We start from the raw sequence: 13,769 nt of genomic DNA on the forward strand, positions 1-13,769 counted from the left end.
CTCTTTTGTTCAGAGAGTGAGGCATTAGCTGCAAGCTTCACCAAAATCCCTTTTTAACGAGCTCACCTTGGAGCTGTTTTCCTGAAAAGTATTTGGGCCCGATGATATTAACGGTGCGCTGAATCACCTATTAGGGAAAATCGTACGGTCTACGTTACAGACGCCAGATATGGAGATCCTTTGCGATTTCTGTACCTGCCAAGGTTCGATATTGCGAAATATCGGGCAAACACGGGTGGTACCACGGAAGCTACAGCCTTTCGTCCCTCAGTAACAGCAAGTCTGTTCTAGGGATGAAAGGTTTTTTTGTTTTTACAAATGTCAGATGTATGTAAATTTTGTAAAGGAGGATGACCAATGAGTGCACAAATTCCTGAAGTTAGGTCAACCAATGAATTACGTGAAAAGTGGATGAAGCCTGAAGTGATTACAGGTTCGGAAATTTTACTCCGTAGCCTGTTGCTGGAGGGAGTAGATTGTGTCTTCGGATATCCAGGTGGTGCAGTGCTTTATATCTATGATGCCATGTATGGCTTTAAGGATTTCAAGCATGTCCTCACTCGTCACGAGCAAGGAGCTATTCATGCGGCAGATGGTTATGCACGGGCGAGCGGTAAAGTGGGCGTATGTATCGCGACTTCCGGACCTGGAGCGACAAACCTGGTAACTGGTATTGCGACGGCTTTTATGGATTCGGTGCCGTTGGTGGTCATCACGGGTAACGTTATATCTTCCCTGATCGGTACGGATGCTTTCCAGGAAGCCGATATCACGGGAATTACAATGCCGATTACGAAGCACAGCTATCTGGTAAGAGATGTAGAGGATCTGCCGCGAATCATCCATGAGGCATTTCATATTGCCAACACAGGGCGGAAGGGACCGGTGCTGATTGATATTCCGAAGGATATTTCCGCAGCCCAGACGTTGTTCGTTCCACAAACGGGACCAGTGACCATGCGGGGTTATAACCCGAAAGTGCTGCCCAACAAAATTCAACTAGACAAGCTAACTCAAGCTATTTCCGAAGCAGAACGTCCATTCATTCTGGCAGGTGGAGGAGTTGTATACTCCGGTGGACATGAAGCACTTTACGAGTTTGTTCGTAAAACGGAAATTCCTATTACGACAACATTGCTCGGATTGGGTGGTTTCCCAAGTGGACATGAACTGTGGACGGGGATGCCGGGGATGCATGGAACATACACCTCCAATCAGGCGATTCAACAGTCAGATCTGTTGATCTGTATCGGAGCCCGCTTCGATGATCGGGTAACAGGCAAGTTGGATGGGTTTGCTCCTCAAGCTAAAATCGTCCACATTGATATCGACCCTGCTGAAATTGGAAAAAATGTTGCAGCAGATATTCCTATCGTGGGTGACGTGAAGGCAGTGCTGGAATTGCTGAATCAGGATGTGAAACGCGCGGATCGAGCTGATGCATGGAGAGCACAAATTCAGCATTGGAAGAATGAGAAACCTTATTCTTATAAGGATTCTGAAACGGTGCTTAAACCACAATGGGTTGTTGAGTTGTTGGATGAAACGACCAAGGGCGGCGCAATCGTAACGACGGACGTGGGACAGCATCAAATGTGGGCAGCGCAGTATTACAAATTCAATCAGCCACGCTCATGGGTCACCTCTGGTGGACTCGGTACGATGGGATTTGGTTTCCCTTCTGCAATCGGTGCTCAGATGGCCAATCCCGACAGATTAGTAATATCGATTAACGGGGACGGCGGTATGCAGATGTGTTCGCAGGAATTAGCCATCTGTGCAATCAATAACATTCCGGTTAAAATCGTTATTATCAACAACCAGGTGCTTGGAATGGTTCGCCAATGGCAGGAATTGATCTATGACAATCGGTATAGTCACATTGACCTGGCTGGAAGTCCGGATTTTGTGAAACTTGCCGAAGCATACGGTGTCAAAGGGCTGCGTGCTACGAATAAGGAAGAGGCACGTCGGGCTTGGCAGGAGGCGCTTGATACACCCGGACCGGTCGTTGTCGAGTTTGTAGTCAGCAAGGAAGAGAATGTATATCCGATGGTGACGCAAGGTTCGACAATTGATCAAATGCTGATGGGGGACGAGTAAAATGACAACAAAAAATACCATTGCTGTACTGGTAAATGATCAACCCGGCGTTTTGCAACGTGTGTCCGGCCTGTTCGGTCGCCGAGGCTTTAACATTGAGAGCATAACTGTGGGACAATCGGAAGAAGTTGGATTATCCCGTATGGTCATTGTGACTGTAGGGGATGAGAACAACCTGGAGCAGATTGAAAAGCAGCTTTACAAGCTGGTTGATGTGATCAAGGTCATTGATCTCAGTTCCAAGCCGATGGTAGCTCGGGAATTGGCGATGATAAAGGTAAAGGCAGAACCGCCTCAGCGGCCAGAGATCATGGGCGTGGTAGAAACATTCAGAGCAGCTGTAATTGATGTTGGAACGACGAGCTTGATCGTACAGGTCATTGGCGATACAGAAAAAATTGATGCCATGATCGAGTTGTTGAAGCCTTACGGTATTCGGGAGTTGACTCGAACCGGGGTTACAGCTATGATACGTGGCAATGCTTAATATGGAGCTTTAACGAATTACCGCTTATAGCGCATTACATCAATAAAGAACCGCCCGCATAAGAGCGGGGGCTCGAAGAGATTTTTAGATACTAATCACGAGGGAAGTCTCTTGGAGTACCCGCTCATTATGAAGGGTCCAATTAAAAGGAGGAAATTAACCATGGCAGTTACAACGTACTACGAAAAAGATGCAGAACTCAGCGTATTGAAAGGAAAGACAGTGGCCGTTATCGGTTACGGTAGCCAAGGACATGCTCAGGCACAAAACTTGCGTGACAGTGGTGTGAATGTTGTTATTGGTTTGCGTGAAGGCAAATCAGCTGATGTCGCAAGAAACGACGGTTTCGAAGTTCTGAACGTAGCTGATGCAACAAGCCGTGCAGATGTGGTTCAAATTTTGTTACCTGATGAAACTCAAGCTTCTGTGTACAAAAATGAAATTGAACCTAACCTGAAAAAAGGCGCAGCTCTTTTGTTCTCCCATGGTTTCAACGTTCATTTTGGACAAATCGTAGCTCCTAAAGATAGCGATGTATTGCTGGTTGCTCCAAAATCCCCAGGACATATGGTACGTCGTACCTATGTAGAAGGGTTTGGGGTACCGGGGTTGATCGCAATTGAGCAGGACGCAACGGGTCAAGCCAAAGAAATCGGTCTTGCTTACGCAAAAGGCATTGGCTGTACACGTGCGGGCGTAATTGAAACCTCCTTCCGTGAAGAAACGGAGACGGATCTGTTCGGTGAGCAGGCGGTATTGTGTGGCGGCGTGAGCGCACTTGTAAAAGCGGGCTTTGAAACATTGACTGAAGCAGGTTATGCTCCTGAGATGGCATACTTTGAATGCTTGCATGAGCTTAAGCTGATCGTTGACCTGATGTATGAAGGTGGATTGGCAACGATGCGTGATTCCATCAGTAATACAGCGGAATATGGCGATTATGTAACTGGACCACGCGTGGTAACGGAAGATACGAAGAAAGCCATGAAGGATGTATTGACTGACATTCAACAAGGTAAATTTGCTCGTGACTTCATCCTTGAAAATCAATCTGGACGTGCATTCCTGACGGCTACTCGTCGTAATGAAGCTAACCATCCGATTGAAGTGGTGGGCGGACAATTGCGTGAAATGATGCATTGGATCAAAAAGTAATAATCTTTTGTACTATGAACTCGACAACATGAATTATTTATAAATATTAATTACAATGCGGCCCTGCTTATTGCGTGAGCCGCATTGTAATTTAAGGGTCCTAATCCTGAGGAGGTGCGTTAGGTTGCGCAAAATATATATATTTGACACAACGTTGAGAGACGGAGAACAGTCACCTGGCGTGAACTTGAATACTCGTGAGAAAGTGGAGATCGCTCATCAGTTGGAGAAGCTGGGAATCGATCGTATGGAGGCTGGGTTCCCGGCTGCTTCTCCGGGTGATCTGGCGGCTGTTAATGCAGTAGCAAAAGCTGTAAAAAATTCGACGGTTATTGGCCTTTCACGTGCAAGGGAACAGGATATTGATGCGGTTCGCGAGGCACTCAAGGGAGCTCAGGACCCGTGTATCCATATCTTTTTGGCAACTTCACCTATTCACCGTCAGCATAAGCTGCGGATGGAGAAGGCACAGGTATTGGAAACCGCTCGTGCTGCCATACGCTATGGGTTGAAATATTTGCCTAAAGTGGAGTTTTCTTTGGAGGATGCAGGTCGTACAGAGCTTGATTTTGTGGTTGAAATGGTCACCATGGCTGTACAAGAAGGGGCTTCTGTCGTCAATATTCCAGATACGGTAGGTTACTTGACACCCTACGAGTATGGAAATATATTCAAACACATTAAGGAAAATGTGGTCGATGTGGAGAAGATTCAATTGAGTGCACATTGCCACAATGACCTGGGAATGGCTACCGCTAATACACTTGCTGCCATTCTGAACGGTGCGGATCAGATCGAGGGAACCATTAACGGTATCGGTGAACGCGCTGGGAACACGGCCATTGAGGAAATCGCCATGGCACTGGAGACGAGACAGGAATTTTTTCAGGCCAAAACGTCTCTGCAATTGTCTGAAATTGCGCGCACGAGCCGTTTGGTTAGCCGTTTGACGGGGATGGTAGTACCGGGCAACAAGGCGATTGTTGGAGCCAATGCTTTTGCGCACGAATCAGGTATTCATCAAGACGGTATGCTGAAAGAGAAAACGACCTATGAAATCATGACACCAGAAAGTATCGGTCTGAAAGAAAGCAAGCTGGTACTCGGTAAGCACTCAGGTCGTCATGCTTTCCGTGAGCGTTTGATAGAGTTGGGCTACGAATTGAACGAAGAAGATCTGAATCGCGCTTTTGGGCAGTTCAAGGATTTGGCTGATAAGAAGAAGGAAGTTTCGGACGATGATATTTTGGCATTGCTGGAAGAAAAATTGGCCGATGCACCTGAAGTTTTCAAGCTGGAAACCATCTTTGTTACCTATGGGAACAAGGCTACGCCTTCCGCACAAGTGCGTCTGGTTGACGATAAAGGTCAGGTTATCGAGACAGAAGCTGAAGGAAATGGTTCAGTCGATGCGATCTATAATGCGATTGACCAAGCCAGCAGCGAGAGCGTTGTACTTTCAGATTACTCCATCAAGTCTGTTACCCATGGTAAGGACGCTCTGGGTGAAGTTCATGTAGTACTGACGCAAAACGGACTGTCTGTACAGGGACGCGGGGTAAGCACCGATATTCTGGAAGCAAGTGCTCGGGCTTACGTGGATGCGCTGAATGGTTTGATCGACAAGCGTAAAAACTACAGTAATCGCGTAGATTATAAATCCTAATTTTATGCGGACTTAAGAGTTGGATATATACAGGATCGGGTGTTTCCGGTCCTGTTTTCTTTTTCTCTGATGAAAAAACAAGCTTATAGGCTGTGCCTATTGAATTGATAGATTCTATATCTTGGTCAAAGCCCTGCCATGTATGTTACAAAGAAGGTATGAAAAATACAGTTGTATAGCTGTATAACAAGAGGAGTGTACGTGATGGCAGACGTTAAAAAGATTGCGGTAATAGCGGGAGATGGAATTGGACCGGAAGTGGTCGCAGAGGCAGAAAAAATTTTGAAACGTACGGAAGAAGTGTTCGGCCTTTCATTTGAAACGGAGCATGCGCTGTTCGGCGGGATTGCGATTGATAAGAAGGGCACACCATTGCCAGAAGAAACACTGGCAGTATGTCAAACTGCAGATGCCGTTCTGCTGGGAGCGGTAGGAGGACCACAATGGGACAACAATCCAAAGGAACTTCGTCCTGAAACTGGACTGCTGGGCATTCGTAAAGAGCTCGGTCTGTTTTCGAATCTTCGTCCTGCTGTCGTCTTTGACTGTCTCAAGGACGCATCTACATTGAAACCGGAAGTGTTGGAAGGAACGGACCTGATCGTGGTGCGCGAACTGACGGGCGGCATTTATTTCGGCGAGAAGTTCAGACGAGAAAGTCCTCAAGGTGAGGAAGCAGTTGATACTTGTGCATATAATGTAACGGAAGTAGAGCGTATTGTGCGCCAATCTTTCGAAATTGCACAAAAACGTCGCAAAAAACTTGCATCGGTGGATAAGGCTAATGTACTGGAAACCTCCCGTTTATGGCGTGAAGTAGTTAACCGGGTTGCTGTAGACTACCCGGATGTCGAGTTGGAGCATGTATTGGTCGATAACTGTGCCATGCAATTGCTGCGTCGTCCATCTAGCTTTGACGTCATCGTGACGGAAAATATGTTTGGTGACATTCTCAGTGATGAAGCGGCTATGCTGACCGGATCCATCGGCATGCTCTCCTCCGCATCACTTGGACAAGGCAGCTTCGGCCTATACGAGCCGGTACATGGATCGGCGCCTGACATTGCAGGTCAAGGACTGGCGAATCCCATTGCAACGATTTTGTCCGTTGCTTTGATGTTCCGTCTCACCTTTGGGTACGAGAAGGCAGCTGATGCCATTGAGAAAGCGGTAGCTGAGGTACTGGATGCAGGGCACCGTACGGCGGATATTGCGGTGGATAAATCTCAAGCGATCTCGACAACTCAAATGGGCGATCTGATCGCAGCAGCTATTCGTTAAAAGCTCCATAAATGTACCCGTTCTGAAAAAAAAAGCTTCCTATTATATAGTAAGGTTATACAGTACAGCCTTTTCGGCAGATGTTTGGCACAGTAGCTCCTGAGCAATCAGGAGCTACTTGTATATTCGAAAGTTCAAAATGTGAATAAGTTGTGAATTTTTAAGCTAGTTTAAAATAATTATAAAAAAGTAATGGTTACAATATTGACTTTGATTTCAGCGAATGATAACATTTATCAAGTAAGTTGTTCATTACAATACAGATGATTGAGGAAAGCACATTCGGTGTTTTTCTTACATATTTTAAAGGAGGATTTCATATTATGGCAGAAAGATTGGTAGGAAGACCCGCCCCTGATTTTGCATTGGAAACAGTGACTGGAGACGGTCAAGAATTTGGTTCGGTAAAGCTCTCCGATTACCGTGGTAAGTGGCTCGTATTTTTCTTCTATCCACTGGATTTCACTTTTGTGTGCCCTACGGAAATTACAGCATTGAGCGATGCTGCTGACCAATTCAAAGAGCTGGATACTGAAATTCTGGGTATCAGTGTAGATTCCGTGCACAGCCACAAAGCATGGATTAACACAGCTAAAGAAAACAACGGTCTGGGCAAACTGAACTTCCCATTAGCTTCTGACATCACGAAAAAAACAGCAAGCGATTATGGCGTTCTGATCGAAGAAGAAGGCGTTGCATTGCGCGGCTTGTTCATCATTGATCCAGAAGGCGAATTGAAATATCAAGTGGTTAACCACAACGACGTAGGCCGCAGTGTGGAAGAAACTTTGCGTGTACTGCAAGCTTTGCAATCCGGTGGCTTGTGCCCAATGAACTGGAAACCAGGCGATCAAAATCTGTAATATAAGCTTCACAAGTTGAAATTAAACAAGCAAGCCCCCAACTAGCGGTTACTCTTCCGTTATTGGGGGCTTGCTTGCCTGCTCTGTGCAGCGGAAGATGTGAGGATAGCCTGTTTGAATGAGACAATACAGAGTGAAGTAACAAATAATTATGGAAATGTTGTTGTGTTCTGGAGGAATTTTGCCTGATGAAAGCGAATAAGGTATTGTAGAAGATAAACAAGGCAGAACAGGTTTTGTTCAGAGGAGGCTGAGCCCGGATGAGTTATTGCTGTGGAGCAAGCATGGTAGGAACCAAGGGAACGCTGAAGCATTACCGCACCCAAGTTCATAATGTTCCTTTGCTGTTTTGCCCGGTATGTCGTCGCATTGAAGTTCATTATAAAGTCGAAAATGAGTATGAAATTTTGGCTGAATATGCACATGGAGATGGGGCAACCGAGATTGATTTTCAGGATTATGTCATGGAAGACGATGATACGATATTTGAAAATTGTGTGAATCGTGAAAGTGAAGATGCGTTTGAAATTGTGAAGCGTCAAATTGACATATCCCTGGATTTATTGATGGTAGCCAAACAGATGAATGATGAAAAATGGCAGGGAGAGCTTAAGAGAAGACTGGCCGTTATGAGCCAAAGACGATCCCGGCTTCAACATAATAAGAGCGGCAGTTGACATCCTACACACCAAAGAAGCTCTCAATTCTGGAGAGCTTCTTTGGTGTGTAGGGCGCTTGTTCCTAACGTAATCTTTCATTTTGGTAATGTTGCGCAGATATTATGACGAAAGAAAACAGGATAAAAATGTGGATTCGACACTTTTTCCGATTGACTGCGATCCTTAATCTTGTCTATCATAAAATAAGACTCGAATTGGAAACAGATGGTCGGATTTCTGTGAAACTGTTTTCTACACCATTGAAGGGTAGTCGATAGATGCCTTTCTCTTCTTCAAGATTATTACGCGTCCGATACGGCCAGTTTGTCATTCCGAAACAAGGGGGAAGCCTGGCATGATCAGTGAATTCCAAGAAGCCTTGCTTGATACCGTGGGAGCTTGTCCTTCCACACAGATCGCCAATAACAAGTATGAAAATGTGCTGGAGAACCTGGATAGTGGTATCATGCTGTTTGACAGTGACGGGGTACTGACCTTTATTAACGTGCAAATGGCGAAATTGCTGGAGCTACCACGGAGTTCGCTAGCAGGTCGCAATTTGATGCAAATTTTGCATCATCCTGAGTTAAGTCGGTTTAAGAAGAAGAAAATCATGCGGATTTATAAAGAAACTATCTTTCATAGAAAGCGCTATCATGAGTTGATTGATGAGTATGGTCGGCATTGGTTGATAACAGTGACCTACGGTGATCAGATGGATGGCGATTTTTTGTTTAGCGTCAAGGATGTGTCGGATTATAAGCAGATTGAGCAGACGGCGTATCAAAACGATAAGCTGGCGATGCTGGGACGCATCTCTGCCTCTATCGCCCATGAAATCCGTAACCCGCTTACCGCAATCCGGGGCTTTATTCAATTGCTTCGACCGCATTTGGTGGAGTTGGGCAGGGATGAGTATGCTCGGATTATATTAACAGAGATTGATCGTGCGAACGACATTATTTATGAGTTCTTAAATTCGTCCAAGCCTTCGGCTCCGCAAAAAACGGCTGTATCTGTGATGGGGCTACTGAAAGAGGTAGTGATGCTGACAGAAAGCGAAGCATTGATGAAGGGTTGCCAGATTGCATTGGATGAAAATGATGAGCTCATGAAGGTTTCCATTGACGTGAAGCAGATTAAGCAGGTTATCCTCAATATGATTAAAAATGCGATGGATGCCATTGAAAGCATCGGTGGGGAACGAGAGGGCTGCATCGATATCCATACAGTGCTTGAGGGCAATTATGTTCACATTTGTATTGAAGATAACGGATTAGGTATGGATCACAATACATTGGCGCGTTTATTTGATCCTTTTTTTACAACAAAAGAAAGTGGAACCGGATTGGGACTGGCTGTGAGCTATCGAATTATCAAAAATCACGGAGGCTTCATACATGTAGACAGTAAACATGGAAGTGGCACACAATTTAAAATTACGCTTCCTGTAGTTTAATATGGGGAGGTTTTCGCAGAGGGGTCCTGTACATACTATTTCTTTTATGTTGTGCAGCGTTGGGGTATAGGTATCACCTTTTTGGAAAAGGTTGTCTGAAGCGCATAATCTGACAAGATGATGCGCTTTTTTGGTGCTGTAAGCTCGGTTATTTGCGTAAATGCGAAAATGAATTCACGAATTTAAGACAAAAAAATGATTCACCTTTCACAGATTAAATGCTATTATATACCAGAATACAACATTATTTTTGATACTATAGACTTAAACAACGGCTTCCAAAGCTGTCAAACGTCTTAGATGATCGGAATCTCCGATATGCAGGGGGCTGAAGAGGCTGAATGAGTATACGGCTGGAAGTAAAAAAAACGATAGGTATCGGCATTGCTTCGATAGTTTTGTTTGTCTTGGTTCAGTTATTTCACGTAACTTTGAATAAGATATACTCCCATAATGTTTTTTTCTTGTTATATCCGATTGTAGGATTTGCCTGTGCTGCGATTTGTTTTTCTATTTTTTATCAATCCTGGTCCGTTTTACTGGAACAGTTATCTTTGCAGAGGCTTCTTATTGCCCCGACGTTTTTGGTGGCTGGTCTGCTTTACCTTGTTCATATTGTTTCGTTTAGTTTCGTAAGCCTGACGGACTTTGCTTTGTCTCCGGGTATTTCGTTATGGCTGCTGTTTGTAAATCGTGCCTTTACCGCTGTCTTGCTCTTATGTGTTTGTTTCCTTCCGTTTAGCAAGACGAAGTCTGAATACAAAACAGTGGCTTTGTGGGCGGGGATAGGCTGCACTTTGCTGATTCTAGGAGTTATTAAGACATTTGGTGCAGGCTTACCGGATCTACGTATACGATACGAAATAGGCAACCTGGGCTGGACGTTAAATCTGGCTGTGATGTTACTGCTTGTACTCACTTTTATTTTCGGGGTGAGAAAATATCGGAAAGCCCGCCCGGCAGAGTTGGGCAGGTTGCTTATTATTCGTGGGATTGGGCTGTGTGTTGTGAGTCAGTTGTTCTATTTATTTGCTGAGCAAATGAGCGATATTAATCACCTTCTAGGACTTTTGACCAACGCGATAGCATTTTATAATATGTTGAGCGGGCTGGTTCGGTTGATGGTTCTGGTTCCTTATCGTGAAAAGCAGGCAGCAGAATCTGAGTTTAATCACATTGCTTATAATGATGATATAACAGGACTCCCCAATCGTCGTCGTCTTTCCCAACGCTTAGATAAAATATTGCGCAAATCATTAAAATCGGATGAGACAGTAGCGCTTTTAGTGCTAAATATTGATCGTTTCAAGGCGATTAATGATTCGCTTGGACATATGGCAGGGAATTATTTGCTGTATGCAGTAGGCGAACGCTTGGGGCATTTTAGCCATGAAGGGGAAGCTGTCTTTAGCATGGGCGGAGATGAATTTGCCTTTCTTCTAACGGGATACGAAGATACAGATGCTATGAGAAATCGTATTGATGATATGGTGAAGCTGTTCGATCAGCCTTTCGATATTGATGGAGAGTCTTATCATGTGACGGTGAGCGTTGGTATAGCTTTATACCCGCTGGATGCGAATCAGAGTGAACAGCTTATTCAGCAGGCGGATACGGCTGTCCATAGTGCCAAAGAGCAGGGAGTGAATTTTCAGCGGTATGCCAGCGCGATGCAGATGCGAGCGCATGAAAGACTCCAGCTGGAAAATGATCTACGGCGAGCGCTTGAAAATGAGGAATTTTCATTGGTGTATCAACCACGTGTCCACCTGCAAAGTGGTGAGCTCACGAGTTTGGAGGCACTGGTGCGCTGGAATCATCCTCATCGTGGGATGGTGATGCCGGGCGATTTTATTCCGGTGGCTGAAGAAAGTGGTTTAATTGTGCCCTTGGGGGAATGGGTGTTACGGGAGGCTTGTCTGCAAAATAAGCAGTGGCAGGAGCTCGGGTACCCAGCAATCCCAATTTCGGTCAATTTATCCATGCGCCAATTTCAGCAAAAAAAGCTGGTGGATGTAATTCGGGGCATTTTGACCTATACGGAACTTGAAGCACGCTATCTAGAGCTGGAGATTACCGAAAGTATGACCTTTGATAAGGATCGGGCCTTTGAACAGTTGAAAAAAATAAAGGCTATTGGTGTTGCAATCAGTATTGATGATTTTGGAACTGGCTATAGCTCATTGCATTATTTGAAGAATCTCCCGATTGATCGTCTAAAAATTGACCGTTCCTTTGTAAATGAGGTACTGGTCGACAGCAAAAATGCGGCAATTGTATCTACTATTGCCTCCATGGCTCACCATTTGAAGCTGAAGGTTACGGCTGAAGGGGTGGAAAATGAGGAGCAACTTCATTTTTTGCAGGCACAGGATTGTCATGAGGGTCAGGGATATTACTTTAGTCGCCCCATTCCGGCAGAAGTCTTTGAAAAATTGTTTTTACGTAAACCTATGAATTGGCTGGCTCAGGATAGTATGTAGTATGCTTGCATTTTGCTGAAAGGTAAGTTATACTAAATAACATCCTGATTCAGCTGGTTGACGATAGGTTAAGCGTGTCATACATAAGAATCGCGATGTTATAAAATGCGGGTGTAGTTCAATGGTAGAACTTCAGCCTTCCAAGCTGATAGCGTGGGTTCGATTCCCATCACCCGCTTACTGTTTTAAGAAGTTCGGAATCCTTGTGACGCAAGGGTTTTTGTTTTATTTGGAGCTAGATAAATACATTATAGCCGGGATGCCAACGGGGTATCACGGCTTTTTTGCGTTCTTACGAACTATTTTTACATTGCTGCACAAAATAAAATATAAAATATTTATCTTATATGCTATAAATAAACAGATAAAAAGAACTATTTACCAATTACTAAAAAATAAGTATAGTCGCATTGTTGGGATTTAACTAAAAAAAGGATGGTGTAGCTGCAATGAGGAAATTTTCTTTTCTGTTTTTAGCATTAACTTTGATGCTGTTTACTTTTCCAGCTAGTTCTACGTTCGCCGCTGCTGATTTTCCAAATACGTCGACGAATGGAATGACTGGTTTTGCCGGACAGGCTAAAAGTGAAAATGGAGCTACGAAGTCTGCCACAACGGGGGGAAAAGGTGGTCAGGTCATCTATATCAATAATCTAAACGATTTGAAAAACCAGTTAGGGGATTCAACCCCTAAAATTCTGGTAATCGAAAAAAATATTTCTGCCTCCTCTAAAACCGTGGTCAACATTGGTTCCAACAAATCACTCATTGGTTCTTACGCGCAAAACAAGCTGGTTAACATTCATTTGAAAACAACAAATAATTCGGGAAATGTGATCTTTCAAAATTTAACTTTTGAGCACAGTGCCAACATTAACGGTAACGATGACATCCAACTTTATCTCACGGCAGGTACAAATTATTGGATTGATCATGTTACATTTGCAGGTCACAATTATAATGCGAATGGCTCGGATTTGGACAAACTTTTGTACATAGGTCAATCGGCTGATTATGTAACCATTAGTAACTCCAAATTTGCCAATCACAAATATGGTCTCATTTTGGGATACCCTGATGATGGCAATAAAAATTATGATGGCATGCCCCATATCACGATCGCCAATAATTACTTTGAAAACTTGCTTGTACGTGGCCCAGGACTTATGAGATATGGATATTTCCATGTTAAAAATAATTATATTAATAATTTCCAGCTTGCTTACACCATTGCTACGAATGCAAGAATCTATTCTGAGTACAACTACTTTGGAAAAGGTAGTGAAAAGGGCGGTATTCTTGATGATAAAGCCAATGGCGAGTTTAAAGATGTGGGGAGTTTACCCGCCATCAACAACCAAAAATCGCGTGTAACCAACTGGAATCCAAGCAAAAACTATAGCTATCAGGTACAGACTCCTGAATATACTAAAGAGTTTGTAACGAAATATGCAGGTTCGTCCAATACAACTTTGGTATTCGGAAAATAACGCGGGTTATTTGCAAATGTGTTGTGATCTGCTATACTGACTGCAAGTAAGTATCCCATGAAAAGGAAGGTAACCATACGTCCGATGAAGTAAGCACACTGATTTTCCCACTTAACTGCACAG

Annotated in this window: 10 protein-coding genes and 1 tRNA gene; all 11 read left to right on the plus strand. The window is 44.1% G+C overall.

The genetic code is table 11. The features are described 5' to 3' along the window. Positions 1-357: 357 nt before the first annotated feature. Positions 358-2,103: a biosynthetic-type acetolactate synthase large subunit gene (ilvB, locus tag NSQ58_RS21170; RefSeq protein ID WP_023987759.1), complete on the plus strand. Its 1,746-nt coding sequence runs from the start codon at positions 358-360 to the stop codon at positions 2,101-2,103. A 1-nt stretch (position 2,104) separates the two neighbouring features. Continuing rightward, the gene (ilvN, locus tag NSQ58_RS21175; RefSeq protein WP_023987760.1) at positions 2,105-2,590 is read left to right on the plus strand and encodes an acetolactate synthase small subunit; all 486 of its coding nucleotides are present in this window, start codon (positions 2,105-2,107) and stop codon (positions 2,588-2,590) included. 162 nt (positions 2,591-2,752) lie between these two features. Further along, on the plus strand, positions 2,753-3,745 hold the full coding sequence (ilvC, locus tag NSQ58_RS21180; protein ID WP_013309387.1) for a ketol-acid reductoisomerase: 993 nt from the start codon (positions 2,753-2,755) through the stop codon (positions 3,743-3,745). Between the two features lie 124 nt (positions 3,746-3,869). Then, positions 3,870-5,411: a 2-isopropylmalate synthase gene (locus NSQ58_RS21185; protein ID WP_068940004.1), complete on the plus strand. Its 1,542-nt coding sequence runs from the start codon at positions 3,870-3,872 to the stop codon at positions 5,409-5,411. A gap of 204 nt (positions 5,412-5,615) precedes the next feature. Then, positions 5,616-6,692, plus strand: a complete 1,077-nt coding sequence (gene leuB / locus NSQ58_RS21190) for a 3-isopropylmalate dehydrogenase (RefSeq protein WP_023987762.1) — start codon at positions 5,616-5,618, stop codon at positions 6,690-6,692. A gap of 323 nt (positions 6,693-7,015) precedes the next feature. Further along, on the plus strand, positions 7,016-7,555 hold the full coding sequence (locus NSQ58_RS21195) for a peroxiredoxin (protein ID WP_023987763.1): 540 nt from the start codon (positions 7,016-7,018) through the stop codon (positions 7,553-7,555). A gap of 260 nt (positions 7,556-7,815) precedes the next feature. Continuing rightward, positions 7,816-8,232, plus strand: a complete 417-nt coding sequence (locus tag NSQ58_RS21200) for a hypothetical protein (protein WP_013309391.1) — start codon at positions 7,816-7,818, stop codon at positions 8,230-8,232. 337 nt (positions 8,233-8,569) lie between these two features. After that, positions 8,570-9,673 carry an ATP-binding protein gene (locus tag NSQ58_RS21205; protein ID WP_023987764.1) on the plus strand — a complete coding sequence of 368 codons (1,104 nt, stop codon included), beginning with the start codon at positions 8,570-8,572 and terminating at the stop codon, positions 9,671-9,673. 341 nt (positions 9,674-10,014) lie between these two features. Next, positions 10,015-12,156: a putative bifunctional diguanylate cyclase/phosphodiesterase gene (locus NSQ58_RS21210; RefSeq protein WP_341058156.1), complete on the plus strand. Its 2,142-nt coding sequence runs from the start codon at positions 10,015-10,017 to the stop codon at positions 12,154-12,156. Positions 12,157-12,263: 107 nt separating this feature from the next. Continuing rightward, positions 12,264-12,334, plus strand: a tRNA-Gly gene (locus NSQ58_RS21215). A 310-nt stretch (positions 12,335-12,644) separates the two neighbouring features. Further along, positions 12,645-13,646 carry a polysaccharide lyase family 1 protein gene (locus tag NSQ58_RS21220; protein ID WP_372238121.1) on the plus strand — a complete coding sequence of 334 codons (1,002 nt, stop codon included), beginning with the start codon at positions 12,645-12,647 and terminating at the stop codon, positions 13,644-13,646. The last annotated feature ends 123 nt before the right edge of the window (positions 13,647-13,769 follow it).

It is taken from the genome of Paenibacillus sp. FSL M7-0134, from assembly GCF_038007865.1.
GTDB classification, from domain to species: domain Bacteria; phylum Bacillota; class Bacilli; order Paenibacillales; family Paenibacillaceae; genus Paenibacillus; species Paenibacillus polymyxa_B.

Coding starts and splice junctions, on each gene's coding strand:
- ilvB (WP_023987759.1), top strand. CDS start 358: ATGAGTGCACAAATTCCTGAAGTTAGGTCAACCAATGAATTACGTGAA.
- ilvN (WP_023987760.1), top strand. CDS start 2,105: ATGACAACAAAAAATACCATTGCTGTACTGGTAAATGATCAACCCGGC.
- ilvC (WP_013309387.1), top strand. CDS start 2,753: ATGGCAGTTACAACGTACTACGAAAAAGATGCAGAACTCAGCGTATTG.
- leuB (WP_023987762.1), top strand. CDS start 5,616: ATGGCAGACGTTAAAAAGATTGCGGTAATAGCGGGAGATGGAATTGGA.
- NSQ58_RS21195 (WP_023987763.1), top strand. CDS start 7,016: ATGGCAGAAAGATTGGTAGGAAGACCCGCCCCTGATTTTGCATTGGAA.
- NSQ58_RS21200 (WP_013309391.1), top strand. CDS start 7,816: ATGAGTTATTGCTGTGGAGCAAGCATGGTAGGAACCAAGGGAACGCTG.
- NSQ58_RS21205 (WP_023987764.1), top strand. CDS start 8,570: ATGATCAGTGAATTCCAAGAAGCCTTGCTTGATACCGTGGGAGCTTGT.
- NSQ58_RS21210 (WP_341058156.1), top strand. CDS start 10,015: ATGAGTATACGGCTGGAAGTAAAAAAAACGATAGGTATCGGCATTGCT.
- NSQ58_RS21220 (WP_372238121.1), top strand. CDS start 12,645: ATGCTGTTTACTTTTCCAGCTAGTTCTACGTTCGCCGCTGCTGATTTT.